The 20,382-nt window shown below is 58.6% G+C and carries 17 protein-coding genes and 1 other RNA gene; 8 read left to right on the forward strand and 10 right to left on the reverse strand.

Annotation, left to right across the window (positions count from 1 at the left end; translation table 11 throughout):
- Positions 1 to 80: 80 nt before the first annotated feature.
- On the forward strand, positions 81 to 1,514 hold the full coding sequence (locus RTN40_RS07190; RefSeq protein ID WP_312227864.1) for a 6-phospho-beta-glucosidase: 1,434 nt from the start codon (positions 81 to 83) through the stop codon (positions 1,512 to 1,514).
- Positions 1,515 to 1,532: 18 nt separating this feature from the next.
- Here the strand turns inward: RTN40_RS07190 and RTN40_RS07195 are convergent, their stop codons facing one another.
- From RTN40_RS07195 to RTN40_RS07230, 8 genes are all read right to left on the reverse strand, one after another.
- Positions 1,533 to 2,276, reverse strand: coding sequence for an SDR family oxidoreductase (locus tag RTN40_RS07195; RefSeq protein WP_312227865.1), 744 nt, complete (start codon positions 2,274 to 2,276; stop codon positions 1,533 to 1,535).
- A gap of 68 nt (positions 2,277 to 2,344) precedes the next feature.
- Positions 2,345 to 5,218 carry an aminomethyl-transferring glycine dehydrogenase gene (gene gcvP / locus RTN40_RS07200; RefSeq protein WP_312227866.1) on the reverse strand — a complete coding sequence of 958 codons (2,874 nt, stop codon included), beginning with the start codon at positions 5,216 to 5,218 and terminating at the stop codon, positions 2,345 to 2,347.
- Positions 5,219 to 5,306: 88 nt separating this feature from the next.
- Positions 5,307 to 5,696 (reverse strand): glycine cleavage system protein GcvH, encoded by a 390-nt coding sequence (gene gcvH / locus RTN40_RS07205; protein WP_042388045.1) that lies wholly within the window; start codon positions 5,694 to 5,696, stop codon positions 5,307 to 5,309.
- Between the two features lie 25 nt (positions 5,697 to 5,721).
- Positions 5,722 to 6,816: a glycine cleavage system aminomethyltransferase GcvT gene (gene gcvT, locus RTN40_RS07210; protein ID WP_312227867.1), complete on the reverse strand. Its 1,095-nt coding sequence runs from the start codon at positions 6,814 to 6,816 to the stop codon at positions 5,722 to 5,724.
- 408 nt (positions 6,817 to 7,224) lie between these two features.
- On the reverse strand, positions 7,225 to 8,427 hold the full coding sequence (ubiI, locus tag RTN40_RS07215) for an FAD-dependent 2-octaprenylphenol hydroxylase (protein WP_312227868.1): 1,203 nt from the start codon (positions 8,425 to 8,427) through the stop codon (positions 7,225 to 7,227).
- Positions 8,428 to 8,448: 21 nt separating this feature from the next.
- Positions 8,449 to 9,627, reverse strand: coding sequence for a 2-octaprenyl-6-methoxyphenyl hydroxylase (gene ubiH / locus RTN40_RS07220; protein WP_312227869.1), 1,179 nt, complete (start codon positions 9,625 to 9,627; stop codon positions 8,449 to 8,451).
- On the reverse strand, positions 9,624 to 10,940 hold the full coding sequence (pepP, locus tag RTN40_RS07225) for a Xaa-Pro aminopeptidase (protein ID WP_312227870.1): 1,317 nt from the start codon (positions 10,938 to 10,940) through the stop codon (positions 9,624 to 9,626). The genes ubiH and pepP overlap by 4 nt, the downstream gene beginning before the upstream one ends.
- A gap of 31 nt (positions 10,941 to 10,971) precedes the next feature.
- A complete protein-coding gene (locus RTN40_RS07230; RefSeq protein WP_312227871.1) occupies positions 10,972 to 11,550 on the reverse strand; it encodes a YecA family protein in 579 nt (192 codons plus the stop codon).
- Between the two features lie 262 nt (positions 11,551 to 11,812).
- Between RTN40_RS07230 and zapA the strand changes: the two genes are divergently transcribed.
- From zapA to RTN40_RS07245, 3 genes are all read left to right on the forward strand, one after another.
- A complete protein-coding gene (zapA, locus tag RTN40_RS07235) occupies positions 11,813 to 12,142 on the forward strand; it encodes a cell division protein ZapA (RefSeq protein ID WP_103818422.1) in 330 nt (109 codons plus the stop codon).
- Between the two features lie 41 nt (positions 12,143 to 12,183).
- Positions 12,184 to 12,367, forward strand: a non-coding RNA gene (gene ssrS / locus RTN40_RS07240) — 6S RNA.
- 19 nt (positions 12,368 to 12,386) lie between these two features.
- Complete coding sequence (locus tag RTN40_RS07245; RefSeq protein WP_312227872.1) at positions 12,387 to 12,983, forward strand: 5-formyltetrahydrofolate cyclo-ligase; 597 nt, start codon at positions 12,387 to 12,389, stop codon at positions 12,981 to 12,983.
- A gap of 33 nt (positions 12,984 to 13,016) precedes the next feature.
- Here the strand turns inward: RTN40_RS07245 and serA are convergent, their stop codons facing one another.
- Complete coding sequence (gene serA / locus RTN40_RS07250; RefSeq protein ID WP_312227873.1) at positions 13,017 to 14,249, reverse strand: phosphoglycerate dehydrogenase; 1,233 nt, start codon at positions 14,247 to 14,249, stop codon at positions 13,017 to 13,019.
- A gap of 254 nt (positions 14,250 to 14,503) precedes the next feature.
- Positions 14,504 to 15,163: a ribose-5-phosphate isomerase RpiA gene (gene rpiA / locus RTN40_RS07255; protein WP_103818425.1), complete on the reverse strand. Its 660-nt coding sequence runs from the start codon at positions 15,161 to 15,163 to the stop codon at positions 14,504 to 14,506.
- Between the two features lie 175 nt (positions 15,164 to 15,338).
- On the opposite strand from rpiA, the gene RTN40_RS07260 reads away from it, so the two are divergent.
- The 4 genes from RTN40_RS07260 to scpB all read left to right on the forward strand — a co-directional run bounded on the left by RTN40_RS07260 (position 15,339) and on the right by scpB (position 20,379).
- Entirely contained in the window at positions 15,339 to 16,232 is an 894-nt protein-coding gene (locus RTN40_RS07260; RefSeq protein ID WP_312227874.1) for a LysR family transcriptional regulator ArgP, read from the forward strand.
- Positions 16,233 to 16,447: 215 nt separating this feature from the next.
- Positions 16,448 to 18,589, forward strand: coding sequence for a methylmalonyl-CoA mutase (gene scpA / locus RTN40_RS07265; protein WP_312227875.1), 2,142 nt, complete (start codon positions 16,448 to 16,450; stop codon positions 18,587 to 18,589).
- Positions 18,586 to 19,581 carry a methylmalonyl Co-A mutase-associated GTPase MeaB gene (gene meaB / locus RTN40_RS07270; protein WP_312227876.1) on the forward strand — a complete coding sequence of 332 codons (996 nt, stop codon included), beginning with the start codon at positions 18,586 to 18,588 and terminating at the stop codon, positions 19,579 to 19,581. The genes scpA and meaB overlap by 4 nt, the downstream gene beginning before the upstream one ends.
- A 12-nt stretch (positions 19,582 to 19,593) precedes the next feature.
- Complete coding sequence (gene scpB, locus RTN40_RS07275) at positions 19,594 to 20,379, forward strand: methylmalonyl-CoA decarboxylase (protein ID WP_312227877.1); 786 nt, start codon at positions 19,594 to 19,596, stop codon at positions 20,377 to 20,379.
- Positions 20,380 to 20,382 lie beyond the last annotated feature (3 nt).

A 20,382-nucleotide genomic window follows, 5' to 3' on the forward strand; every position in this document is an offset into this window, starting at 1 on the left:
GTTATATCGTGACTTTCGATTAAGCTTTGCTAGACTCGGCGTAAACCTATTTTCTGTCGGTTACAGCGGGATAAATAAGCATGAAAAAGATCACCTTACCAAAAGACTTTTTATGGGGCGGCGCGGTCGCTGCGCATCAGGTTGAAGGCGGCTGGAACAAAGGCGGCAAAGGCCCGAGCATCTGCGACGTGCTGACCGGCGGTGCCCACGGTGTACCGCGTGAGATAACCCAGGACGTTGTGCCCGGCAAATACTACCCGAACCACGAAGCCATTGAGTTCTACAGCCACTACAAAGAAGACATCAAGCTGTTTGCCGAGATGGGCTTTAAGTGTTTCCGTACTTCTATCGCCTGGACGCGTATCTTCCCTAATGGCGATGAGCAGACGCCAAACGAAGAGGGGCTGAAGTTCTATGACGACATGTTCGATGAACTGCTGAAATACAACATCGAGCCGGTGATCACCCTCTCCCACTTTGAGATGCCCCTGCACCTGGTGCAGGCCTACGGCGGCTGGACCAACCGTAAAGTGGTGGATTTCTTTGTGCGCTTCGCCGAAGTGGTCTTCGAGCGCTATAAGAGCAAGGTCAAGTACTGGATGACCTTCAACGAGATTAACAACCAGCGTAACTGGCGCGCACCGCTGTTTGGCTACTGCTGCTCCGGCGTGGTTTATACCGAGCATGAAAATCCGGAAGAGACCATGTATCAGGTGCTGCACCACCAGTTCGTCGCTAGCGCGCTGGCGGTGAAGGCGGCGCGGGAGATCAACCCTGAGATGCAGGTTGGCTGCATGCTGGCGATGGTGCCGCTCTATCCGTTCTCCTGTAAACCGGAAGACGTGATGTATGCCCAGGAGTCAATGCGCGAGCGCTGGGTCTTTACCGACGTGCAGCTGCGTGGCTACTACCCTTCCTACGTCCTAAACGAGTGGGAACGCCGCGGCTTCGATATCAAGATGGAAGCCAATGACGAGCAGATCCTGCGTGAGGGTACCTGCGCCTACCTCGGCTTCAGCTACTACATGACCAACGCAGTGAAAGCGGAAGGCGGCAGTGGTGACGCAATCTCTGGCTTCGAAGGCAGCGTGCCGAACCCGCACGTTAAAGCCTCCGACTGGGGCTGGCAGATTGACCCGGTTGGCCTGCGCTATGCCCTGTGCGAGCTGTATGAGCGCTACCAGAAGCCGCTCTTTATCGTGGAAAACGGCTTCGGCGCGTACGATAAAGTGGAAGAGGATGGCAGCATCAATGACGACTACCGCATTGACTACCTTCGCGCTCACGTTGAAGAGATGATCAAAGCCGTGACCTACGACGGCGTCGATCTGATGGGCTACACTCCGTGGGGCTGCATCGACTGCGTATCGTTCACAACCGGCCAGTACAGCAAGCGCTATGGCTTTATCTATGTGAACAAGCACGACGACGGCACCGGCGACATGTCCCGTTCCCGCAAGAAGAGCTTTAACTGGTACAAAGAGGTGATCGCCAGCAACGGCGAGAATCTGTAACTCCGTATTGCCGGGCGGCTACTTGCCGCCCGCCATCTCAATAAAACTCCCCGTCACGTACGACGCCTTCTCGCTCAGCAGCCAGACTATCGCCTGCGCCACCTCTTCCGGTTGACCACCACGCTGCATTGGCAGCGCTGATTTAACCCGATCCACTCGTCCTGGCTCACCGCCGTCCGCATGCATCTCGGTATAGATAAACCCCGGCCGCACGCCGTTGACGCGAATGCCCTGCGCCGCGACCTCCAGCGACAGTCCGGTAGTCAGCGTATCGACTGCCCCTTTCGAAGCAGCATAATCCACGTACTCTCCGGGCGAACCCAGCCTTGCCGCCGCTGAAGAGACGTTAACGATGGCCCCGCCCCTGCCGCCGTGCCGATGCGACATTCGCTTTACCGCCTCGCGACAGCAGAGAAAATAGCCCGTCACGTTGGTTGTCAGCACGCGGTTAATGCGCTCGGCGGTGAGATTTTCCACGGTGCTCTGGGTAAACAGAATGCCCGCGTTATTGACCAGCGCGGTCAGCGGTTCACCCTCCTCGTCGAGGCGGACAAACATCGCCAACACCTGTGCTTCATCGCTGATATCCGCCTGGACCGCGAAGGCTCTGCCGCCCGCAGCGAGGATGGTGTTTACCACATCGGCTGCCGCATCCACGTTGTGATGATAGTTAACCGCTACGCTGTAGCCTTCACGCGCCAGCTCCAGCGCCGTGACCCTGCCAATCCCCCGGCTTGCGCCGGTTACCAGTGCGATTGCCATCTGCATTCTCCCAATAAAAAAGCCGGGCAGCGTTGAAGCTTGCCCGGCCTACACTATGACACAAAATATTACTGATATTCGCTCATCGGCACGCAGGAGCAGAACAGGTTGCGGTCGCCGTAGACATCATCAAGGCGTTTCACGGTCGGCCAGTACTTGTTTGCAGACCCTGCCGGGAAGACCGCCAGCTCGCGGCTGTAGCCGTGGTTCCACTCCGCCACCATCTCATGCTGGGTATGCGGGGCGTTAACCAGCGGGTTATCCTCCAGCGTCCACTCGCCATCCTGTACGCGATCGATCTCCATGCGGATAGCCAGCATTGCGTCAATAAAGCGATCCAGCTCGGCTTTGCTCTCGGACTCCGTCGGCTCCACCATCAGCGTGCCTGCTACCGGGAAGGACATGGTTGGCGCATGGAAGCCGTAGTCAATCAGGCGCTTAGCAATATCCAGCTCGCTTATGCCGCTCTGCTCTTTCAGCGGACGAATGTCCAGAATGCACTCGTGCGCTACCCGGCCATCGCGACCGGTATAGAGCACCGGGAAGGCAGACTGCAGGCGGGTAGCAATGTAGTTAGCATTGAGGATCGCTACCTGGCTGGCCTTTTTCAGCCCTTCTGCGCCCATCATGCGGATATACATCCAGCTGATTGGCAGAATTGAGGCGCTGCCGAACGGAGCGGCGGAGACCGCACCCTGACGGGTCAGCATCCCTTCAATCTGTACCACGCTGTGGCCCGGAACGAACGGTGCCAGGTGCGCTTTCACGCCGATAGGTCCCATGCCTGGGCCGCCGCCGCCGTGCGGAATGCAGAAGGTTTTATGCAGGTTGAGGTGCGACACGTCTGCGCCAATAAAGCCAGGGGAGGTGATCCCTACCTGGGCGTTCATGTTCGCGCCGTCAAGATAGACCTGGCCGCCGTACTGGTGGACGATTTCGCACACTTCGCGGATCGTCTCTTCATAGACTCCGTGGGTAGACGGGTAGGTCACCATGATACAGGAGAGGTTATCCCCTGCCTGCTCGGCTTTGGCACGCAGATCGGCCAGATCGATGTTACCGTTTTTATCGCAGGCGACCACAACCACCTGCATGCCCGCTATCTGCGCCGACGCCGGGTTAGTGCCGTGGGCAGAGCTGGGGATCAGACAGATATCGCGATGACCGTCGTTGCGGCTCTCATGATAGTGACGGATAGCCAGCAGGCCTGCATACTCGCCCTGCGCGCCGGAGTTCGGCTGCATGCAGAGGGCGTCATAACCGGTCAGCTTCACCAGCCAGTCAGAGAGCTGGTTGATCATCTGATGATACCCTTCCGCCTGGTCTGCCGGGCAGAATGGGTGCAGCTCAGCGAACTCTGGCCAGGTGATCGGGATCATCTCTGCGGCAGCGTTCAGCTTCATGGTGCAGGAGCCGAGCGGGATCATCGCCTGGTTCAGGGCCAGGTCTTTACGCTCCAGCGAGTGCATGTAGCGCATCATCTCGGTTTCGCTGTGGTAGCGATTGAACACCGGATGGCTCAGGATCGCGTCATCACGCAGCATGCCCGGCTGGATCGCGCGGCTGTCGTGGGCCACCTCTTTATCCAGCGCGTCGATATTCAGGCCATGACCATCGCCGACAACCACGTCGAAGAGCTTAACCACATCTTCGCGGGTGGCGGTTTCGTCGAGGGTAATACCTACGGCGTTATGGATGTCGCTACGCAGGTTGATCTCTGCCGCTTCGGCACGTGCCAGCACTGCCGCTTTGTCAGCGACCTCGACACAGAGGGTGTCAAAGAAGTGCGCATGGCGCAGCTTCAACCCTTTCTGCTGCAGGCCGGTAGCCAGGATATCGGCCAGGCGGTGGATACGGCCCGCAATGCGCTTCAGCCCAACCGGGCCGTGATAGACGGCGTAGAGGCTGGCGATATTCGCCAGCAGCACCTGCGAGGTACAGATGTTGGAGTTCGCTTTCTCACGGCGGATATGCTGCTCGCGAGTCTGCATCGCCATGCGCAGCGCAGTGTTACCGGCAGCATCTTTCGATACACCGATAATGCGGCCTGGCATGGAACGTTTAAATTCATCTTTGGCAGCAAAGAAGGCTGCGTGCGGGCCGCCGTAGCCCATCGGCACGCCGAAGCGTTGCGCGGAGCCGAAGACGATATCCGCGCCCTGCTTGCCTGGTGCGGTCAGCAGCACCAGCGCCATAAAGTCTGCCGCGACGCTTACCACAACCTTGCGCGCTTTCAGCTCGCCAATCAGCGCGCTGTAGTCATGTACTTCACCCGTGGTGCCTACTTGCTGAAGCAGAACGCCGAAGAGATCCTGATGATCCAGCGCCTTGTCGGCATCGTCAACCACGATCTCAAAGCCAAAGGTTTCCGCGCGGGTGCGCACCACGTCGAGAGTCTGCGGATGCACGTCGGCGGCGACAAAGAAGCGGTTTGCTCCCTTCAGCTTGCTGACGCGTTTGGCCATCGCCATCGCTTCGGCCCCTGCCGTCGCTTCGTCAAGCAGCGATGCGGAGGCGATATCAAGGCCGGTCAGATCCAGCGTAACCTGCTGGAAGTTGAGCAGCGCCTCAAGGCGGCCCTGGGAGACTTCCGGCTGATAAGGGGTATAGGCCGTGTACCAGCCTGGGTTTTCCAGCATATTACGCAGGATCACCGGCGGCAGCTGCACGGCGGTGTAGCCCATGCCGATGTAAGACTTAAAGCGCTTGTTGCGTGCGGCGATAGCTTTCAGCTCGGCCAGCGCAGCAAACTCCGTGGTCGCTTCGCCAATCTGCGGCGGCGTCGCCAGCTGAATGTCCTGTGGGACAATCTGGCCAATCAGGGCGTTGAGTGAATCTGCGCCAACGGTTTTCAGCATCTCTTGCTGCTGAGCAGCGTCCGGCCCGATATGGCGATCGATAAAGGCGTCGCGGTGTTCAAGCTGGCTTAAAGTCTGGGTCATGAGCGATGGTTCCTGAAACGTGCGGTGAATCGTGGTTGTCTTACCGTGAAATACCCGGTGGCGCTGACGCTTACCGGGCCTGGAGGCTTTACTCGTCTTCTAATAAAGATTCGTATGCAGTCGCATCCAGCAGGGCTTCTACCTCTGCTTCGTCGCTGGCCTTGATTTTAAAGATCCAGCCACCGGCGTACGGCTCGCTGTTGACCAGCTCCGGGTTGTCGCTAAGCGCGTCGTTGACTGCCACGATCTCGCCGCTTACCGGAGCGTAGATGTCAGAGGCTGCCTTCACGGATTCTGCTACTGCACAGTCATCGCCGGCGCTGACGGTAGCGCCCACGTCCGGCAGGTCAACGAACACCATATCGCCCAGCAGCTCCTGTGCATGCTCGGTGATGCCAACGGTATAGGAGCCGTCTGCCTCTTTGCGCAGCCATTCGTGTTCTTTACTGTATTTCAGGTCGCCTGGTACATTGCTCATTAACATTTCTCCACGATAGATTAGGTTACGCGACGGCTTTGCCAGCGCGTACAAAAACAGGTTTTGTTACCTTCACCGGCATTTCACGGTTGCGGATCTGCACGATAGCCGTGTCGCCAATGCCAGCCGGAACGCGGGCCAGCGCGATGCTGTAGCCTAGCGTCGGCGAGAAGGTGCCGCTGGTAATAATGCCTTCCTGCGAATTGCCGCTGGCGTCGGTGAAACGCACCGGCAGTTCGTTACGCAGAACGCCTTTTTCGGTCATGATCAGGCCAACCAGCTGTTCGGTGCCCCGCTCACGCTGTGCCTCCAGCGCTTCGCGACCGATGAAGTCACGATCGGCTGGCTCCCAGGCGATGGTCCAGCCCATGTTGGCCGCCAGCGGCGAAACGCCTTCGTCCATCTCCTGGCCATAGAGGTTCATGCCCGCTTCCAGACGCAGCGTGTCGCGAGCGCCCAGACCGCAGGGCTTCACGCCCGCGCCAATCAGCGCCTGCCAGAAATCCGCCGCCTGCTCACTCGGTAGCGCAATCTCATAGCCCGCCTCACCGGTGTAGCCAGTGGTAGCGATAAACCAGCCGTCCGACTCCACGCCAAAGAAGGGCTTCATACCTGCTACGGCCTGGCGTTGAGCCTCGGTAAACAGACTTGCCGCTTTCGCCTGGGCGTTTGGCCCCTGGACGGCAATCAGCGCCAGGTCGTCACGGACGGTAATGTCGATATCAAAGGGGGCCGCGTGCTGAGTGATCCAGGCAAGATCTTTTTCCCGGGTGGCGGAGTTGACCACCAGGCGGAAGTGATCTTCGGTAAAGAAGTAGACGATCAGGTCATCAATGACGCCGCCGGAGGCGTTGAGCATGCCGCTGTAGAGCGCCTTGCCCGGCTGGGTCAGTTTAGCAACGTCGTTGGCCAGCAGATGGCGGAGAAACGCCCGACAGCGGCTGCCGCGCAGGTCAACGATGGTCATATGCGAGACATCAAACATACCGGCATCGGTACGCACCGCATGGTGCTCATCGATCTGCGAGCCGTAGTGCAGCGGCATCATCCAGCCGTGAAAATCCACCATGCGAGCGCCGCACAGCGTGTGTTGTTCGTATAAAGGAGTTTGCTGAGCCATCTTTTCCTCATTGAATAAGCGGGGCCAGGATAAATAAGGCGAAGTGGTAAGCACGTAGCCTCGTTTCCAGACGGCGATGCAAACGTTACCTTTTGCCTGAACTTATCATCGAACAGCGGGCATAACCATAAGCAAAAATGTTCCATCACATTAGCTTATGACCGTAAAAGCTAAACCGGGCGGCAGGATATTACACTGGCAACCCCCTGCTATTTTGCGATAAACATCATAAAACAGACGATGGATGCCCGATAAGCCAGCGCATTACGCGGCAAAGCGCGCAGATTTCCAGAGCGGAAAAAATGGAGGGATGAGAAAAAGTAATCCGAAAACGAGGGTGAAATTAGAATATTTCAAATGAGGGGACGCTCCCCCTCCTCAAGGTAGAGGAGGGAAAGTGTGATCGACTTAACGTAACCACTCCGGCAGATCGTTTAGCCCCATCGCCTGGCGGATAAGCTGCGGCTTGACGCCCGGCAGCGTATCGGCCAGTTTCAATCCGAGATCGCGCAGCAGCTTTTTCGCCGGATGCGTACCGGAAAACAGCTCGCGAAAACCCTGCATACTCGCCAGCATCATCCCGGCGCTGTGTTTGCGGCTGCGCTCATAGCGGCGCAGGTAGAGGTGCTGGCCGATATCTTTACCCGCAGCGTGCAGGCGCTTAAGCTCGTTGACCAGCTCGGCGGCATCCATAAAACCAAGGTTTACGCCCTGCCCCGCCAGCGGATGGATGGTGTGCGCTGCATCACCCACCAATGCCAGCCGGTGCGCGGCAAACTGACGTGCATAGCGGCCCGTCAGCGGAAAGACCAGCCGCTCGCTCTCAACGTGGCAGAGGCCAAGGCGGTTGTCGAACGCCATATCCAGCGCCTGGTTGAAAGCCTCCTCTGTCGCCTCCTGCATGTTGGCAGCCTCCAGCGGCGGCAGCGACCAGACAATAGAGCAGAGGTGCGGATCGCTCAGCGGCAGGAAGGCTAAGATGCCGTCGCCGTGGAAGACCTGACGCGCCACCGCCTCGTGAGGCTCATCGGTGCGAATGGTGGCAACCAGCGCATGATGGCGATAGTCCCATGAGGTAAGCGCAATGTCGGCCTTATCGCGCAGCCAGGAGTTCGCCCCGTCCGCGCCGACTACCAGCCGCGCCGTTAGCATGCCGCCATCTTTCAGGGTCAGAAAGGCTTCGTTTTCACCCCAGGCGACCTGCTGCACGCCCGCGGGTGCCAGGAGCGTGACGTCCTGACACTGCTGCGCTTTCTGCCACAGCGCCTGATGGATTACGTCGTTCTCGATAATGTGGCCCAGGTGGCTATAGCCCATGCTGCGGTCGTCAAAAGCGATGCGTCCAAAGCTGTCTTTGTCCCACACCTCCATACCGTGATAGCAGCTGGCCCGGTTCGCCACGATCGATGACCAGACGCCAAGACGCGTCAGCAGCTTCTCGCTGGCAGCGTTAATGGCCGATACGCGGAGCGCAGGCGGAGCGTTCTCCGGCAACGGCTGAGGCGGGTTTTGCTCCAGCACCGCTACGCGCAGGCCGCTCCCCTGTAATCCACAGGCTACCGCCAGCCCAACCATGCCGCCGCCGACAATTGCTACATCTACACTCTGCAAAATTCGCTCCCAAGACTTTATTTATCGTGCGACCCATCCAAGGGTTCTCTGCGCCAGCACGTCGCGTGCTGGAGTAAAAAGTTCCATTGCCATCAAGCCGGCATTGCGACCCGCGACCAGCGGAGACCAACGGTTAGCAAACAGCTGCACCAGCCCATCGGTGACGCCGATAGTCGCCTCTTTATCTTCCTGGCGGCGCTGCTGATAGCCGCGGAGCACCGGATAAGCGCCGATGTCGCTGCTCTCTGCCCACGCGTCAGCCAGCGTCTCGGCCAGGCTCATCACATCGCGCATGCCGAGGTTGAACCCCTGGCCAGCGATGGGGTGCAGTGTCTGGGCGGCATTACCTACCAGCACCACGCGGTGCGATACCGGCGACGAGGCGGTGGTTAACGCCAGCGGATAGGCATTGCGGGTGCCCGTGTGGACAATGCGCCCAAGCCGCCAGCCGAACGCGCTTTGCAGCTCGTGGCAGAAGCGTTCATCGGACCAGGCCATCACTTCATCGCGCTTCTCCAGTGGATGACACCAGACCAGCGAGTAGCGTCCCTGCGACATAGGGAGCAGCGCCAGTGGGCCGTGCTCGGTGAAGCGCTCGAAGGCTCTCCCCTGACCAGCAACCGACGTCGTGACGTTGGCGATCACTGCCGCCTGGTGATATGGCGTCTGCTGCCAGCCAATACCGCACTGTGCTGCCAGCGCCGAGCGGGAGCCATCCGCCGCCACCAGTAAATTTCCTTGCAGCGTTTTGCCGCTCTCCAGGGTCACGCTGACGCCCTCCTCGCTGCGGGTAAAGTCGCTGACCCGATCGGGACAGTGCAGCGTGACGCCAGGCGCGCGGCGTAGCAGCGAAAACAGCCGCTGTCCCACCTCGTGCAGCTCCACGACGTGCCCGAGGGCATCAACGCGGTAGTCCTGCGCCTCCAGCGTTACAAAGCCCGCATGGCCGCGATCGCTAACGTGAACGGTGGTAATGGGCGTAGCGCACTGGGCAATATGCTGCCAGATGCCAATCCGCGCCAGATGCTGGCAGGTGCCCTCGGCCAACGCGATAGCGCGAGCGTCAAAACCGGGGTGCGCCTGGGCTTCCGGAGCGGTGGCTTCGATAAGGTGCACCGGCAGGGTACCGTGCGTCAGGCGAGAAATAGCCAGCGCAAGCGTAGCGCCGGTCATCCCGCCGCCGACAATAATGATGCTCATGAACGCTTCGCCGCCGCCATCAGCGCCTCGATCTCATCGGCCTTTTTCACCACGCTGGCGGTCAGGTTCTCATTGCCATTCTCGGTAATGAGAATGTCATCCTCAATGCGAATACCAATCCCACGGTACTGCGGCGGCACGTCGGCATCCGGGGCGATATAGAGACCCGGTTCAACGGTCAGCACCATGCCCGGCTCAAGAGGGCGTGAGCGGTCAGGCCCGTAGACGCCGACGTCGTGAACGTCCAGACCCAGCCAGTGGCTCAGGCCGTGCATGAAGAAAGCGCGGTGGGCGTTATCGGTAATCAGCTGGTCAACGTCGCCTTTCAGGATATCGAGCTTCACCAGCCCGGTAATCATGATCCGCACTACTTCGCCGGTCACCTCCTGAATAGATGTGCCTGGACGGAACAGGGTTAGCGCAGCGTCGAGAGAGGCCAGCACGATGTCATAGATCTCGCGCTGGGCCGGGGTAAATTTGCCGTTGATCGGGAAGGTGCGGGTAATATCCCCTGCGTAGCCCTGATACTCGCAACCGGCGTCGATCAGCACCAGCTCACCGTCACGCAGCTCGCTTTCATTCTCGGTGTAGTGCAGGATGCAGCCGTTTTCACCGCCACCAACGATGGTGTTATACGACGCAAAGCGTGCGCCGTGGCGGTTGAACTCATGCAGGATCTCGCCTTCAAGATGGTACTCGTACATTCCCGGACGGCAGGTCTGCATCGCCCGGGTGTGTGCCTGCGCGCTGATCTCCCCTGCGCGACGCAGAACGTCGATCTCTTCCGGGGATTTAAACAGGCGCATCTCATGGACGACAGGTCGCCAGTCGGTCATGGAAGCGGGCGCGGTAAGATTCTGCCGGGATCCTTTGCGCAGCTTATCCAGCGCGGTGAAGAGGATCGCATCTGCATAACCATACTCGCCCTGGGCGTGGTAGACCACGTCGAGGCCATTAAGCAGCTGGTAGAGCTGCTCGTCGATTTCGCTAAAGGCCAGCGCCCGATCCACGCCCAGTTTTTCCGGCGCAGCCTCCTGGCCCAGCCGACGGCCAAACCAGATCTCTGCGGTTTTATCCCGCAGGCGGTTGAACAGCACGCTATGGTTGTGGGTGTCATCACTCTTGATTAGCACCAGCACCGCCTCTGGCTCGTTAAAGCCGGTGAAGTACCAGAAGTCGCTGTTTTGACGGTAGGGATATTCACTGTCGGCGCTGCGGGTTGCCTCCGGAGCGGAGAAGATCAGCGCCGCGCTGGCCGGGGCCATCTGCGCGAGCAGCGCCTGGCGGCGGCGAAGAAACTCAGACTGGGTCATGACACCTCCTTTTTAGCATTCGGTACGACGCTTAATGTAGCGTTGGCTTACGCACTTCCGGTGCGGTCGGCTGTGGGCGAGTAAAGGTATCGTGGCAGAGCAGCGCCGCCACGCGGACGTACTCAACGATCTCTTCGAGCGACATCTCCAGCTCTTCCTGATCTTCGTCCTCGTCGTAGCCCAACTGGGCAATATTGCGCAGGTCGTCGATAGCCTCGCCGGTATCGCCAGTGACCTTATCGAGCTTCGGCTGCGTAACGCCCAGCCCCAGCAGGAAGTGGTTCACCCAGCCCGCCATGGCGTCGGCGCGGTCAAACACGCTGACTTCCTCGCCGTCCGGCAGAAAGAGCTGGAACTGGAAACCGTCGTCCTCCAGCGCGTCGCTGGTGGCGGCGTGCATCTTGCGCAGCGCCTCGGCCAGCTCATGGCCGAACGCCAGGCCTTCGTTAGTGAGATCGTGCAGCAACGGCTGCCACGAAGTGTCGTTATTGCCGCCGCAAAGCATCCCGCCGATAAGACCGTGCATCTCGGCTGGCGTCAAGCCAACACCCTGTTGGTTGAGTAACTGGTTCAATTCATTGTAACCAGGCATTTCGTTCTGTATTGACATGCGCATTCGTCATCGTTGGGAGAAAGATTCATGGTATGCTACCACTTTGGACCCTGGTGATATAGCCGTCAGCTTTCGCCAAACATGCGTTTGCGACCTTTACGTATAGGTTTCTTTTTACGGCTATGTTAAGAGAATAGGCTAAGAGTTCAGGTTATGAGAATCTGCTTGAATCCTCTAACCAGGGTAGCTATAGTGTCGCCCCTTCGCAGCCAGGACTCGGTTGCCAAGGTAGAGCGCAGTCAAACAGCAGGAAGGTGTCATGTCTGCACAACCCGTCGATATCCAAATTTTTGGCCGTTCACTGCGCGTGAACTGTCCGCCTGAACAGCGGGACGCTCTCAATCAGGCTGCAGATGATCTGAATCAGCGGTTGCAAGATCTGAAAGTTCGCACTAGAGTCACAAATACTGAGCAGCTCGTTTTCATCGCCGCGTTGAACATTAGCTACGAACTGGCTCAGGAAAAGGCAAAAACCCGGGACTACGCATCCAGCATGGAGCAGCGTATTCGACTGTTACAGCAGACCATCGAACAGGCATTGCTTGATCAGGGTCGCATAAACGAAAGACCGGGGCCTAAGTTTGAATAACACTTCAAGGTCTACTATGGTAGAGTGACCGTGAAGAAAAAATTTCTCTGAGATGTTCGCAAGCGGGCCAGTCCCCTGAGCCGATATTTCATACCACAAGAATGTGGCGCTCCATGGTTGGTGAGCATGCTCGGTTCGTCCGAGAAGCCTTAAAACTATGACGACATATTCACCTTGAACCAAGGGTTCAAGGGTTACAGCCTGCGGCGGCATCTCGGAGATTCCCCTTCCTCTACCTGATACCATGACATCACTCGCGCTACCCGTTTCACCCCGACAGCTCATTCGCCAGCAGATCCGCCAGCGTCGCCGTGCTTTAAGCAACGACGAGCAGCGTAGCTATGCCCAACAGGCCGCTAACCGCATGATGGCGTTTCCGCCCATGGTGCTGGCCCATACGGTGGCGCTGTTTCTCTCTTTCGACGGTGAGCTTGATACCCGCCCGCTGATCGAGCAGCTCTGGCGCAGCGGCAAACGCGTCTGCCTGCCGGTGTTGCACCCCTTTAGCCCCGGTAATCTGCTGTTTCTCCACTACCATCCCGAGAGCGAGCTGGTGGTGAATCATCTGAAAATTTACGAGCCAAAGCTCGATCTGCGCGACGTCACGCCGCTCGATAAGCTGGATGTTTTAGTCACGCCGCTGGTGGCCTTTGACAATCAGGGGCAACGGCTGGGGATGGGCGGCGGTTTTTACGATCGCACGCTACAAAACTGGCACCAGCACGGCTTTACGCCGGTGGGCTACGCCCATGACTGCCAGCAGGTCGATGCCCTGCCGGTAGAGGAGTGGGATATTCCGTTGCCTGCGGTGGTGACGCCAACGCAGACATGGCAGTGGTAGGCCCGGCAGACACGCCGGGCAAAATAGAATAGATCAGTAGAGCAGACGCGCGCGGATGGTACCCGCTATGCCCTTCATGCTCTGCAGCGCTTTCTGCGCCACCTCTTCTTCCGCTTCAATATCGATCACCACGTAGCCCATCTGCGGCGTGGTTTGCAGATACTGGGCGGCGATGTTAACACCCTGCTCGGCAAAGATCTGGTTGATGGCGGTCAGCACGCCAGGGCGGTTCTCATGGATATGCAGCAAGCGACGCCCGCCGTGCAGCGGCAGGGATACTTCCGGGAAGTTGACGGCAGAGAGCGTGGAGCCGTTGTCCGAGTACTTCACCAGCTTGCCCGCTACTTCAAGGCCGATGTTCTCCTGCGCTTCCTGAGTAGAGCCGCCGATGTGCGGCGTCAGCAGCACGTTGTCGAACTCACAGAGCGGAGACTCAAACGGATCGCTGTTGGTAGCCGGCTCGGTCGGGAAGACGTCGATGGCCGCGCCCGCCAGGTGCTTGTTACGTAGTGCGTCGCACAGGGCCGGAATATCGACAACCGTACCGCGTGAGGCGTTGATCAGCAGCGAGCCGGGCTTCATCAGGGCCAGCTCTTCGACGCCGATCATGTTCTTCGTCGAGGCGTTTTCCGGCACGTGCAGGCTCACCACGTCGCTCATGTTCAGCAGATCGGAGAGGTGCTGAACCTGGGTAGCGTTGCCTAGCGGTAGCTTGCTTTCGATATCATAGAAGTAGACGTTCATCCCCAGCGACTCCGCCAGAATACCCAGCTGGGTACCGATGTGACCGTAGCCGATGATACCGAGCTTCTTACCACGCGCTTCATAGGAGCCGGCGGCAAGCTTGTTCCAGACGCCGCGGTGCGCTTTGGCGTTGGCTTCCGGGATGCCGCGCATCAACAGCAGCAGCTCGCCGAGCACCAGCTCAGCCACCGAACGGGTGTTGGAGAACGGGGCGTTAAATACCGGCACGCCGCGTTTAGCGGCAGCGTTAAGGTCAACCTGATTGGTACCGATGCAGAAGCAGCCAACGGCAACCAGTTTTTCTGCGGCAGCGAAGATCTCTTCCGTCAGATGGGTACGGGAACGCAGGCCGATGAAATGGGCATCACGGATCGACTCTTTCAGTTGAGCGCTGTCCAGCGCCCCTTTGTGAAATTCGATGTTGGTGTAACCCGCCGCTCGAAGGCTATCCAGCGCTTTCTGGTGTACGCCTTCGACCAGCAGAAACTTAATTTTGTCTTTTTCCAGTGATACTTTTGCCATTTCCCCGACCCTGTTATTTTCTAAATCAATGTGTGTTCGCTTTAGCCAACATATCAAAAAAAACTATTGCGGCAATATGAACGTTTGCGTCGGCGGTATGAAGAAAAGTCACGCAGCGGAGTTTGGCAGAGGAAAATGCTAAGAGAACGGCGAAACGGCGGCATGATCGCCAGTGCCTGGCTGAAAACGTGACACAAGTCACCAAATTCAGCCAGGGAAAATTTTTTCAACGGTGAGCGCGGCTCGCCGTCAGATCATTTTACGATGGTTTTCACGCCGTCGGCGGTACCGATCAGCGCCACATCCGCGCCACGGTTGGCAAACAACCCGACGGTCACCACGCCCGGAATACCGTTGATAGCGTTTTCCAGCGCCACTGGGTCAATAATCTCCAGACCGTGCACGTCGAGGATCACGTTACCGTTGTCGGTGACTACGCCCTGGCGGTATTCCGGACGGCCGCCCAGCTTCACCAGCTGGCGAGCAACGGCGCTGCGGGCCATGGGGATCACCTCTACCGGCAGCGGGAAGTTCCCCAGGATCGCGACCTCTTTTGACGCATCGGCAATACAGATAAACTTATCCGCCACGGAGGCGATGATCTTTTCGCGAGTCAGCGCCGCGCCGCCGCCTTTGATCATCTGCATCTGGCCATTGATCTCGTCAGCACCGTCCACGTAGACGCCCAGACGATCGACCTCGTTGAGATCGAACACGGTGATGCCAAGGGATTTCAGCTTCTCAGTGGAGGCGTCAGAGCTGGAGACCGCCCCTTCAATCTGCCCTTTCATCGTGCCCAGCGCATCGATAAAGTGCGCAGCCGTTGAACCGGTGCCAACCCCAACAATGGTGCCTGGCTCAACGTAGTTTAGCGCCGCCCAGCCTACTGCTTTTTTTAGTTCATCCTGCGTCATGATCGTTTGCCTGTGGTGTGGAGACTCAGCGCGCATTATAAGGCATCGATCGTTGAAATGTCCCTGTGATCTATGTCACAACTCTTAGTGAAAACCCCAGGCGTGCATTTCGTCTGTATCTAACGAAAATTTATGTCATAGTGCTGTTAATCACACTTTGGAGCACCTCTTAGCAATGAAACGTCCGGACTACAGAACACTACAGGCGCTTGATGCGGTCATTCGTGAACGCGGGTTTGAGCGTGCCGCGCAAAAACTGTGTATTACCCAGTCCGCCGTCTCACAACGTATTAAACAGCTGGAAAATATGTTCGGCCAGCCGCTGCTGGTTCGCACCGTGCCGCCGCGTCCAACCGAGCAGGGGCAGAAGCTGCTGGCGCTGCTGCGCCAGGTCGAGCTGTTAGAAGATGAGTGGCTGGGGGATGAGCAGACCGGCTCCACGCCGCTGCTGCTCTCCCTGGCGGTCAATGCCGACAGCCTGGCGACCTGGCTCCTGCCTGCGCTGGCCCCGGTGCTGGTTGACTCACCCATCCGCCTTAATTTGCAGGTAGAGGATGAGACCCGTACCCAGGAGCGTCTGCGCCGGGGTGAAGTGGTCGGGGCGGTCAGTATCCAGTCCCAGGCGCTGCCAAGCTGCCTCGTGGATCGGCTCGGCGCGCTCGACTACCTGTTTGTTGGTTCAAAAGCCTTTGCCGATCGCTACTTCCCTAACGGCGTTACCCGCTCGGCGCTGCTGAAGGCCCCGGCGGTGGCGTTTGATCATCTTGACGATATGCACCAGGCCTTTTTGCAGCAGAACTTTGACCTGCCGCCGGGCAGCGTGCCGTGCCATATCGTTAACTCGTCCGAAGCCTTTGTGCAGCTGGCGCGCCAGGGCACGACCTGCTGCATGATCCCGCATTTGCAGATCGAGCGCGAGCTGGACAGCGGCGAGCTGATTGACCTGACGCCGGGTCTGTTCCAGCGCCGGATGCTCTTCTGGCACCGCTTCGCCCCGGAGAGCCGCATGATGCGCAACGTCACCGAAGCGCTGCTGGCCCACGGTCGCCGCGTGCTGCGTCAGGATTAATACCCCCTCACCCTCCCCTGCGCACCGTTGCAGGGGGATCTTGCGACACCCTGCAAAAACGCGCAAACCAGACGATAAAAAATGACGTCCTCTGCGCTCTTTTTTGCTGGCGACAGCGGATAAAAAAAAGCTCAGCATATTTGCAAATTATCTGACGACTCAGGGCCTTACCCGGCTTTGCGGCGTCGTTTTGCAAAAATTCAAGGGGCTGTGGAATGGCTAACAGGCTGGATTGGGAGAAGCTGGCAAACAGAGAGCTAAGCCGGCGGGAACAGACGGTTGAGGCGCTGGTGTGCCACACCGCTGAAGGCATTGACGTGAAACCGCTCTATACCGAGGAGGATCTACAGGGCCTGGAGGTCACCGGCTCGCTTCCTGGCATGGCACCGTTCGTGCGCGGGCCGCGCGCTACTATGTATACCGCGCAGCCCTGGACCATCCGCCAATATGCGGGGTTTTCTACCGCCAGGGAGTCCAACGCCTTCTACCGCCGCAACCTGGCTGCCGGGCAGAAAGGCCTCTCCGTGGCCTTTGACTTAGCCACCCACCGGGGCTACGACTCCGATAACCCCCGCGTCGCGGGCGATGTAGGTAAAGCTGGGGTAGCCATTGATACCGTAGAAGATATGAAGGTGCTGTTCGACCAGATCCCGCTGGATAAGATGTCGGTTTCAATGACGATGAACGGCGCGGTGCTGCCCATCATGGCGTTCTATATTGTCGCCGCCGAAGAGCAGGGCGTTAACCCAGTGCAGCTTACCGGCACCATTCAAAACGATATATTAAAAGAGTACCTCTGCCGCAATACCTATATCTATCCGCCTAAACCCTCTATGCGCATCATCGCGGATATCATCGCCTGGTGCTCACAGCATATGCCGCGCTTTAACACCATCAGCATCAGCGGCTACCACATGGGGGAAGCGGGCGCGAACTGCGTCCAGCAGGTGGCGTTTACCCTTGCCGACGGGATCGAGTATATCCGTGCAGCCCTGGCCGCCGGGTTGAAAATCGATGAGTTTGCCCCCCGGCTATCGTTCTTTTTTGGCATCGGCATGGATCTGTTTATGAACGTCGCCATGCTGCGTGCGGCGCGCTATCTGTGGAGCGAAGCGGTGAGCGCCTTTGGTGCCACAGAGGCCAAATCGCTGGCGCTGCGTACGCACTGCCAGACCTCCGGCTGGAGCCTGACCGAGCAGGATCCCTATAACAACATTATCCGCACCACCATTGAGGCCCTCGGCGCGACCCTTGGCGGTACCCAGTCCCTGCACACTAACGCCTTTGACGAAGCGCTCGGTCTGCCAACGGACTTCTCCGCACGCATCGCTCGTAACACACAGATTGTCCTGCAGGAGGAGTCTGGTATCTGCCGTACCGTCGATCCGCTGGCAGGCTCTTACTACGTTGAGTCCCTGACCGACCGCATCGTCAAGGAAGCCCGGGCAATTATGCAGCAGATAGACGGAGTAGGCGGAATGGCGAAGGCGATTGAAATCGGCCTGCCGAAACGGATGATTGAAGAGGCCTCTGCCCGGGAGCAGTCGCTGATCGATCAGGGGAAACGGGTGATTGTTGGCGTCAATAAATATCGGCTCGATAAAGAGGCTGAAACCCCGGTGCTGGATATCGATAACGTGAAGGTGCGTAACGAACAGATCGCTCAGCTCAACCAGATCCGCGCCACACGCGACGGCGCGGCGGTGCGGGCTGCGCTCGATGCGCTGCATCAGGCGGCGCTGCACGATGGCAACCTGCTCGACGCCGCCATTGTGGCCGCCCGGGCGCGGGCCACGCTGGGTGAAATCTCCGATGCTCTGGAGGCCGCGTTTGACCGTTATCTGGTGCCGAGCCAGTGCGTAACCGGAGTCATTGCGCAAAGTTACCACCAGAGCGAAAAAGAGGCTGCCGACTTTGACGCCATCCTTGCGCAAACGGCACGCTTCTATGAGGAGCATGGCCGTCGCCCGCGTATTCTGATTGCTAAAATGGGCCAGGATGGCCATGACCGGGGGGCTAAAGTGATCGCCAGCGCTTACTCGGATCTGGGATTTGATGTCGATCTTAGCCCCATGTTCTCTACCCCTGATGAGATTGCTCGACTGGCGGTGGAGAACGACGTGCACGTTATCGGTGCCTCCTCGCTGGCGGCGGGCCACAAGACGCTGATCCCGGAGCTAATTGACGCCCTGAAAGCCTTTGGCCGGGAGGACATTTGTGTCGTGGCGGGCGGGGTCATTCCGCCGCAGGACTATGCCTTCCTCTTCGATCACGGCGTGGCGGCCATCTACGGCCCCGGCACCCCGATGCTGACCAGCGTGCGCGACGTGCTCGCCAAAATTGGTGAGCCAGCATGATTAACGATGCGACGCTGGCAAGCTACGTTGCGCGGCTCAGGCTTGGCGATCGAGTGGCGTTGGCCCGGGCGATGACCCTGGTAGAGAGTAGCCACCCGCGTCATCAGGCGCTCAGCGCCCAACTGCTTGACGCCATTATGCCCGATACGGGTAACGCCATTCGCCTTGGCATCACCGGCACGCCCGGTGCAGGGAAGAGCACCTTTCTCGACGCCTTCGGCATGCTGCTGGTTGGCGAAGGCCATCGCGTTGCGGTCATCGCCGTCGATCCCAGCAGTCCGATAAGCGGCGGCAGTCTTCTGGGGGATAAGATCCGCATGAGCGCCCTCTCCCGCTCCAGCAGCGCCTTTATCCGCCCGGTTCCCTCCGGCGGCTACGCCGGCGGTACCAGCCAGCGCGCCAGGGAGCTGATCCTCTTGTCGGAAGCCGCAGGCTACGACGTGGTGATTGTAGAAACCGTTGGCGTCGGCCAGTCTGAAACGGAAGTCGCGAACATAGTGGACTGCTTTATCTCACTGCAGATCGCAGGCGGCGGCGATGAGCTACAGGGAATTAAGAAAGGCATTATGGAGATGGCCGACCTTATCGTTATTAACAAAGATGATGGCGATAACCGTCAAAACGTCGCCGCTGCCCGGCAGATGTACCGGAGCGCGCTGCATATTCTGCGGCAAAAGTATCCTCAGTGGCAGCCGCAGGTGCTGAGCTGTAGCGCCCAAGAGAAGCGCGGCATTGACGCGGTCTGGCAGAGCATCAACGCCTTCTACACCACGCTGTCACACAGCGGTGAGCTAACCGCTCTGCGCCAAAAGCAGGCCGTAGCGTGGCTGCACCAGCAGAGCGAAGACGCTCTGCTGAGCATGGTGTTTAACCAACCCGATTTTGCCGATGCTTACCAGCAAACGGAGCAGGCCGTTGCGCAAAATCGGATCTCTCCCCGGGCGGGCATGGCGCAGATCCAACAGCTTATCCAACGCCTTTTTCTTACTTAAAGGAACAGAACCATGTCGTATCAGTATGTGAATGTCCTGATCGCCAATCGCGTGGGCATCATTGAATTTAACTATGCGCGCAAGCTCAATGCGCTCAGCAAGGTCTTTATCGAGGATCTGCTCCAGGCGCTGCACGATCTCAACAATGCCGATATCCGCTGCGTGATCCTGCGTGCACCCGCAGGATCGAAAGTCTTCTCAGCCGGACACGATATTCATGAGCTGCCCACCGGGCGACGGGATCCGCTCTCTTACGACGATCCGCTACGCCAGATCGCTCGCACGATCCAAAAGTATCCCAAACCGGTGATCTCCATGGTTGAGGGCAGCGTCTGGGGCGGTGCATTTGAGATGATCATGAGCTCCGATATTATCGTTGCCGCCAGCACCTCGACCTTCTCTATGACGCCGGTCAACCTTGGCGTGCCCTATAACCTGGTGGGAATCCATAACCTGACGCGGGATGCCGGTTTCCACATCGTTAAGGAGCTGATCTTCACCGCCTCACCGATTACCGCCCAGCGTGCGCTGGCGGTGGGCATTCTTAACCATGTGGTAGGAGCCGAAGAGCTGGAGGATTTCACCCTACAGCTGGCCCATACCATCTCCGAGAAGGCTCCGCTGGCTATTGCGGTGATCAAAGAGGAGCTGCGCGTGCTCGGCGAAGCACACACCATGAATTCAGACGAGTTTGAACGTATCCAGGGCATGCGGCGCGAGGTATACGATAGCCAGGACTATCAGGAGGGGATGAACGCCTTCCTGGAAAAACGTAAACCAGTATTTATTGGTCGTTAAGCA

Origin of the sequence: Pseudescherichia sp. (assembly GCF_031987975.1) — a bacterium.
GTDB lineage: Bacteria > Pseudomonadota > Gammaproteobacteria > Enterobacterales > Enterobacteriaceae > Pseudescherichia.